The organism is Streptomyces sp. NPDC127106, from assembly GCF_042677605.1.
In the GTDB taxonomy this organism is placed as follows: domain Bacteria; phylum Actinomycetota; class Actinomycetes; order Streptomycetales; family Streptomycetaceae; genus Streptomyces.
Genome location: NZ_JBHXTC010000060.1, coordinates 21455 through 28290 on the forward strand (window position 1 = coordinate 21455; position 6836 = coordinate 28290).

Below are 6836 nucleotides of genomic sequence, written 5' to 3' on the forward strand. Positions count from 1 at the left end.
CACCCGTCCACACCGCCGCGCACACCTGATGCACTGCGCCGGCCGATCTTGCCCGGGCACGGGGGCACCGGCCAGGGTGGGAGGGGTGCACCGCCGTCCCGCCAGCTGGACCGGGACCGGCGCACCGGCCCGGACGTGGGAGGATCGGGTATGGCGGGTCCGGGCCGCGCGCCCCCCAGCTACCACTGGGAGGTGCCCCCAGGACCGCGCCGCCGCTGTACCAGGCGCGAGCATGAGGAGCATCGTTGAGCAGGTTGCGTTGGCTGACCGCTGGGGAATCGCACGGTCCGGCGCTGGTGGCGACGCTGGAGGGGCTTCCCGCCGGCGTTCCGGTGACCACGGAGCTGGTGGCCGACCACCTGGCGCGGCGCCGGCTCGGGTACGGGCGCGGTGCGCGGATGAAGTTCGAGCAGGACGAGGTGACGTTCCTGGGCGGCGTCCGGCACGGGCTGTCCATGGGCTCGCCCGTCGCCGTGATGGTCGGGAACACCGAGTGGCCGAAGTGGGAGAAGGTCATGTCGGCCGACCCCGTCGACCCCTCGGAGCTGAAGGAGACCGGCCGCAACGCCCCGCTGACCCGGCCGCGCCCGGGCCACGCCGACCTGGCCGGCATGCAGAAGTACGGGTTCGACGAGGCCCGTCCGGTCCTGGAGCGCGCCAGCGCCCGTGAGACCGCCGCCCGCGTCGCCCTGGGCGCCGTCGCCCGCTCCTTCCTGAAGGAGGCCGCCGGCATCGAGATCGTCTCGCACGTGGTCGAACTCGCCTCCGCGAAGGCCCCGTACGGCGTGTACCCGACCCCGGCGGACGTCGAGAAACTCGACGCCGACCCGGTGCGCTGCCTGGACGCGGACGCGTCGAAGGCGATGGTCGCGGAGATCGACCAGGCCCACAAGGACGGCGACACCCTCGGCGGCGTCGTCGAGGTCCTCGCCTACGGCGTCCCCGTCGGCCTCGGCTCGCACGTGCACTGGGACCGCCGACTCGACGCCCGGCTCGCGGCGGCGCTGATGGGCATCCAGGCCATCAAGGGCGTCGAGGTCGGCGACGGCTTCGAACTCGCCCGCGTCCCCGGTTCCCAGGCCCACGACGAGATCGTCGCCACCCCCGACGGCATCAAGCGCACCTCCGGGCGCTCCGGCGGCACCGAGGGCGGTCTGACCACCGGCGAACTGCTGCGCGTCCGCGCCGCGATGAAGCCCATCGCGACCGTCCCGCGCGCCCTGGCCACCGTCGACGTCGCCACCGGCGAGGCAGCCGCCGCGCACCACCAGCGCTCGGACGTCTGCGCCGTCCCGGCGGCCGGCATCGTGGCCGAGGCCATGGTCGCCCTGGTCCTCGCCGACGCGGTCGTGGAGAAGTTTGGCGGTGACTCGGTGGCCGAGACCCGCCGCAACGTGCAGTCGTACCTCGACCACCTGCACATCCGGTGACCGGCGGACCCCTGGTCGTCCTCGTCGGCCCCATGGGGTCCGGCAAGTCCACGGTGGGGGAGCTGCTGGCCCGGCGGCTCGGCGTCCCCTACCGGGACACGGACGCCGACATCGTGGCGGCCCAGGGCCGCCCGATCGCGGACATCTTCGTCGACGAGGGCGAGCCGTACTTCCGTGGGCTCGAACGGCAGGCGGTCGCCGCCGCCGTCGCCGAGCACACCGGAGTCCTCGCCCTCGGCGGTGGAGCCGTCCTGGACGCGGGCACCCGCGAGCTGCTGGCCGGCCTGCCGGTCGCCTACCTCTCGATGGACGTCGAGGAGGCCGTGCGGCGCGTCGGCCTCGGCGCCGCCCGCCCGCTGCTCGCCGTCAACCCGCGCCGCCAGTGGCGCGAGCTGATGGAGGCCCGCCGCCCCCTGTACACCGAAGTCGCGCGCGTCGAGGTGCCCACCGACGACCGCACGCCCGAAGAGGTCGCCCAGGCGGTCCTCGACGCTCTGGAGTTGAAGGACGTATGACAGACCAGGTGACGCGGATCCACGTCGGTGGAAGCGCCGGCCACGACCCGTACGACGTGCTGGTCGGCCGGCAGCTGCTCGGCGAGCTCGGCGGCCTCATCGGCACCACGGCCCAGCGGGTCGCCGTGATCCACCCCGAGGCGCTGGCCTCGACCGGCGAGGCCCTGCGCGACGACCTCGCCGACCAGGGCTACGAGGCGATCGCCATCCAGGTGCCGAACGCCGAAGAGGCCAAGACGGCCGAGGTGGCCGCGTACTGCTGGAAGGCGCTCGGCCAGTCCGGCTTCACCCGCACCGACGTGATCGTCGGCGTCGGCGGCGGCGCCACCACCGACCTGGCGGGCTTCGTCGCGGCCACCTGGCTGCGCGGGGTGCGCTGGATCGCCGTGCCGACCACCGTGCTGGCGATGGTGGACGCGGCCGTCGGCGGCAAGACCGGCATCAACACGGCCGAGGGCAAGAACCTGGTGGGCGCCTTCCACCCGCCCGCCGGCGTGCTGTGCGACCTCGCGGCGCTGGAGTCGCTGCCGGTCAACGACTACGTCAGCGGCCTCGCCGAGATCATCAAGGCCGGTTTCATCGCCGACCCCGTCATCCTCGACCTGATCGAGGCCGACCCGGCCGCCGCCCGCACCCCGGACGGCCCGCACACCGCGGAGCTCATCGTCCGCTCCATCCAGGTCAAGGCGGACGTCGTCTCCAGCGACCTCAAGGAATCGGGCCTGCGGGAGATCCTCAACTACGGCCACACCCTCGCGCACGCCATCGAGAAGAACGAGCGCTACAAGTGGCGGCACGGCGCGGCCGTTTCGGTCGGCATGGTCTTCGCCGCCGAGCTCGGCCGGCTCGCGGGCCGCCTCGACGACGCCACCGCCGACCGGCACAAGGAGATCCTGGCCTCCGTCGGCCTGCCGCTGACCTACCGCGGCGACCAGTGGCCCAAGCTGCTCCAGACCATGCAGGTCGACAAGAAGTCCCGCGGCAACCTGCTGCGCTTCATCGTCCTCGACGGCCTGGCCAGGCCGACCGTCCTGGAGGGCCCCGACCCGGCGCACCTGATCGCCGCGTACGGAGAGGTGTCCGCATGAGCCGCAAGGTGCTGGTGCTGAACGGCCCCAACCTCGGCCGGCTCGGCTCCCGCGAACCCGACGTGTACGGGGCCACCTCGTACACCGGGCTGGTGGAGACCTGCCGGGAGCTGGGCGCGGAGCTCGGCTTCGACGTCGAGGTCCGCGAGACCAACGACGAGGGCGAGATCATCCGCTGGCTCCACGAGGCGGCCGACGGGAAGATCCCGGTGGTCATCAACCCCGGCGCGTTCACGCACTACTCGTACGGGATGCGGGACGCGGCCGCCCAGCGCACCGCCCCGCTGATCGAGGTGCACATCTCGAACCCGTACGCGCGGGAGGAGTTCCGGCACACGTCCGTCATCGCCGCGGTGGCGACGGGCACGGTGGCGGGCTTCGGGATCGGCTCGTACCGGCTGGCGCTGCGCGCCCTGGCGGACGAAGTCGACCGCTGACGGTGCTGGTGGGCGGCACCGCCCGTGCAGTCATATAACGTTCTCGCATCAGTCGGTGGAACGAGACGGAGTGGCAGCGGATGCACCAGGGATGGGGGGCGGCCGGCAGCGGTGGCTGGGGCCCGCCGGGACACCAGCCGGCGGTGCCCCCGCAGCCGCCGATACCGCCCGCCCAGGGCTGGCCCCCGCCCCCGCACCCGCAGGGGTCGCCGCACCTGCCGCCGCCCGGGCCGGAGGCCACCGGGCACATCCCGCTGCCGCCCGTCGCTGCGGTTCCCGGGCCCGCCGCCGGCGCCGGGCCGGGTGCGGGGCACGGCCCCGGCACCGGAACGGCCGTGCTGGCCGTGCTGCTCATCGGGCCGGCGGGGGCCGGCAAGACCACGGTCGCCCGGCACTGGGCGAACTCCCGGCCCGTGCCGACCGCGCACATCAGCCTCGACGACGTCCGCGAGTGGGTCTGCTCCGGCTTCGCCGACCCCCAGGCCGGCTGGAACGACCAGTCCGAGGCCCAGTACCGGCTGGCCCGCCGCACCTGCGGCTTCGCCGCCCGCAACTTCCTGGCCAACGGGATCTCCTGCATCCTCGACGACGCCGTCTTCCCCGACCGCCCCGTCGTGGGCCTCGGCGGCTGGAAGCGCCACGTCGGCCCGAACCTCCTGCCCGTGGTGCTCCTGCCCGGCCTGGAGATCGTCCTGGAGCGCAACGCCCGGCGCTCCGGTAACCGCCGCCTCTCGGACGAGGAGGTCGCCCGGATCCACGGCCGGATGGCCGGCTGGTACGGCTCCGGCCTGTCGATCATCGACAACTCGGACCTGGACGTCGAAGGCACCGCCCGGGCCCTGGACGAGGCCCTGGCCCGCGCAATCACCGCCTCCGCCTTCTAGCCCGCCGTCCGGTGGCGGCCCGTCCGAGGGCAGGCCCCGGACGGAGGTGCTCACCGGGCCGGATGTGCCGGGCGCTCGTAGGCTCGAAGACATGTCAGACGTGTACGCGGCCCGCCGTGGCCTGCTCCGCGACCGCTGTGCCGCCGCCGGGAACGCCGCCGCACTGATCACGCGTCCGGCGAACGTCCGCTACCTCGCCGGCGGATCCCCGCGCGGCGCCGTCCTGCTCGTCGGCCCCGGCGCCGAGGACATGCTGTTCACGGTCGGACCCCCGACCGGGGAGGTCGACGAGGGCCGCCTCGACGACCGGCTCGCCGTCAGCGTGCTCCCCACCCCGGGCGCCGACGCGGCGGTCGCCGCCGCCGACCTGGCCGGATCGGCGAAGGCCGAATCCCTCGCGGTCGAGGAGCACCACCTCACCGTCGCCCGGTACCGCGCCCTGGGCTCGGTCGCGCCCCGGCTGCGGCTCGGCGACCTGGGCACGGCCGTGGAGCAGCAACGCCTGGTCAAGGACGAGGAGGAGATCGCCTGCCTGCGGATCGCCGCCGAGATCGCCGATCAGGCGCTGGGCGAACTGCTGGAGTCGATCCTCGTCGGCCGCACCGAACGCCACCTCGCGCTGGAGCTGGAACGCCGGCTCGTCGACCACGGGGCCGACGGTCCGGCCTTCCCGACCTCCGTGGGCACCGGGCCCCACTCCGGGCGTTCCCGGCACCGGCCCTCCGACCGGCGCGTCGAGGAGGGCGACTTCCTCTCCGTCTGCCTGGGCGCGAACTACCGCGGCTACCGGTGCGAGATCGGCCGGACCTTCGTGATCGGCACCAGCCCGGCCGACTGGCAGATCGAGCTGTACGACCTCGTCTTCGCCGCCCAGCGGGCGGGACGGGAGGCCCTGCTGCCGGGCGCCGCCTACCGCGACGTGGACCGCGCGGCCCGCTCCGTCCTGGACTCTGCGGGCCACGGTGAGGCCCTCGCTCCCTGGACCGGGCACGGTGTCGGCCTCGAAATCGACGAGGACCCGCAGCTTGCACCTACGGCAATGGGTAAACTGGACGCTTGCGTGCCGGTCACCGTCGAACCGGGGGTCCACCTCCCGGGCCGGGGCGGAGTCCGGATCGATGACACGCTCGTCGTACGCCCCGAGGCGGACGGCGGTCCAGAGCTACTCACCATTACGACCAAGGAGCTGCTCGCACTGTAGTCCGGTGTGCCGGGCTGGGCGCGCACCCCTGGTCTTCCAGTGCAGGAGATTCCGCAACCGTGGCTTCCACGAACGACCTCAAGAACGGCATGGTGCTCAAGCTCGACGGTGACCAGCTCTGGTCCGTCGTCGAGTTCCAGCACGTCAAGCCCGGCAAGGGCCCGGCCTTCGTGCGCACCAAGCTCAAGAACGTGCTGTCCGGCAAGGTCGTCGACAAGACCTTCAACGCGGGCGTGAAGGTCGAGACGGCCACCATCGACCGCCGCGACATGCAGTTCTCGTACATGGACGGCGACTACTTCGTCTTCATGGACATGCAGACCTACGACCAGCTGCACGTCGACCGCAAGGCCGTCGGCGACGCCGCCAACTTCCTCATCGAGGGCTTCACCGCCTCCGTGGCGCAGCACGAGGGCTCGGTCCTCTACGTCGAGCTCCCGGCCGCCGTCGAGCTGACCATCCAGCACACCGACCCGGGCGTCCAGGGCGACCGCTCCACCGGTGGCACCAAGCCGGCCACCCTGGAGACCGGCCACGAGATCCAGGTCCCGCTCTTCGTCACCACCGGCGAGAAGGTCAAGGTCGACACCCGCACCAGCGACTACCTCGGCCGGGTGAGCAGCTAACCGTGGCTGCCCGCAGCAACGCGCGCAAGCGCGCCTTCCAGATCCTCTTCGAGGCCGACCAGCGCGGCGTGCCCGTGCGCGAGGTCCTCGCGGACTGGGTCCGCCACGCGCGGTCGGACGACCGGCAGCCGCCGGTCAACGCCTTCACGATGGATCTCGTCGAGGGCTACGCCGACAAGGTGAACCGCATCGACGACCTGATCGTCACCTATGCCGTGGACTGGGAGCTCGACCGGATGCCGGTCGCCGACCGGAACATCCTGCGGCTCGGTGCGTACGAGCTGATCTGGGTGGACGACACCCCGGACGCCGTGGCCATCGACGAGGCCGTGCAGCTGGCGAAGGAGTTCTCGACGGACGAGTCGCCCTCGTTCGTCAACGGCCTCCTCGCCCGCTTCAAGGACCTGAAGCCGAGCCTGCGCCGGGGCGAGTAGCCCCCGGCAGCGGTCCGGCAGGACGCAGGGGCCCGCAGCGCAGCCGCGCAGCGGGCCCTTCCGTCTGTCCGTACGCGGCCCTCCCGCCGGCCGTGGAAGGCGCCCTTACGCGAAAAACCGGTGTGGGGGGGGGGGGCCCGCCGGGGGGCCCGCCCCCCCCCCCCCGGGTGGTGGGTGGTGGGGGCCCGGGCGCGGGCGGGGGGGGGTAGAGAAAAACGACG

The 6836-nt window shown here is 73.2% G+C and carries 8 protein-coding genes; all 8 read left to right on the forward strand.

Annotation, left to right across the window (positions count from 1 at the left end; genetic code table 11):
- The first annotated feature begins 245 nt into the window (after window positions 1-245).
- On the forward strand, window positions 246-1430 hold the full coding sequence (aroC, locus tag ACFVGY_RS32020) for a chorismate synthase (RefSeq protein ID WP_385684136.1): 1185 nt from the start codon (window positions 246-248) through the stop codon (window positions 1428-1430).
- Window positions 1427-1945 (forward strand): shikimate kinase, encoded by a 519-nt coding sequence (locus tag ACFVGY_RS32025; protein WP_385684139.1) that lies wholly within the window; start codon window positions 1427-1429, stop codon window positions 1943-1945. Before aroC ends, ACFVGY_RS32025 begins: the two co-directional genes overlap by 4 nt.
- Window positions 1942-3033, forward strand: coding sequence for a 3-dehydroquinate synthase (gene aroB, locus ACFVGY_RS32030; RefSeq protein WP_385684142.1), 1092 nt, complete (start codon window positions 1942-1944; stop codon window positions 3031-3033). The genes ACFVGY_RS32025 and aroB overlap by 4 nt, the downstream gene beginning before the upstream one ends.
- Entirely contained in the window at window positions 3030-3470 is a 441-nt protein-coding gene (gene aroQ, locus ACFVGY_RS32035; RefSeq protein WP_385684145.1) for a type II 3-dehydroquinate dehydratase, read from the forward strand. The genes aroB and aroQ overlap by 4 nt, the downstream gene beginning before the upstream one ends.
- A gap of 80 nt (window positions 3471-3550) precedes the next feature.
- Window positions 3551-4354: an AAA family ATPase gene (locus tag ACFVGY_RS32040; protein WP_385684149.1), complete on the forward strand. Its 804-nt coding sequence runs from the start codon at window positions 3551-3553 to the stop codon at window positions 4352-4354.
- 91 nt (window positions 4355-4445) lie between these two features.
- Complete coding sequence (locus ACFVGY_RS32045; RefSeq protein ID WP_385684151.1) at window positions 4446-5555, forward strand: M24 family metallopeptidase; 1110 nt, start codon at window positions 4446-4448, stop codon at window positions 5553-5555.
- Between the two features lie 59 nt (window positions 5556-5614).
- Entirely contained in the window at window positions 5615-6181 is a 567-nt protein-coding gene (gene efp / locus ACFVGY_RS32050; RefSeq protein WP_179173288.1) for an elongation factor P, read from the forward strand.
- Window positions 6182-6183: 2 nt separating this feature from the next.
- Window positions 6184-6615: a transcription antitermination factor NusB gene (gene nusB, locus ACFVGY_RS32055; RefSeq protein ID WP_385684154.1), complete on the forward strand. Its 432-nt coding sequence runs from the start codon at window positions 6184-6186 to the stop codon at window positions 6613-6615.
- Window positions 6616-6836: the final 221 nt, after the last annotated feature.

Coding starts and splice junctions, on each gene's coding strand:
- aroB (WP_385684142.1), top strand. CDS start 1,942: ATGACAGACCAGGTGACGCGGATCCACGTCGGTGGAAGCGCCGGCCAC.
- aroQ (WP_385684145.1), top strand. CDS start 3,030: ATGAGCCGCAAGGTGCTGGTGCTGAACGGCCCCAACCTCGGCCGGCTC.
- ACFVGY_RS32040 (WP_385684149.1), top strand. CDS start 3,551: ATGCACCAGGGATGGGGGGCGGCCGGCAGCGGTGGCTGGGGCCCGCCG.
- ACFVGY_RS32045 (WP_385684151.1), top strand. CDS start 4,446: ATGTCAGACGTGTACGCGGCCCGCCGTGGCCTGCTCCGCGACCGCTGT.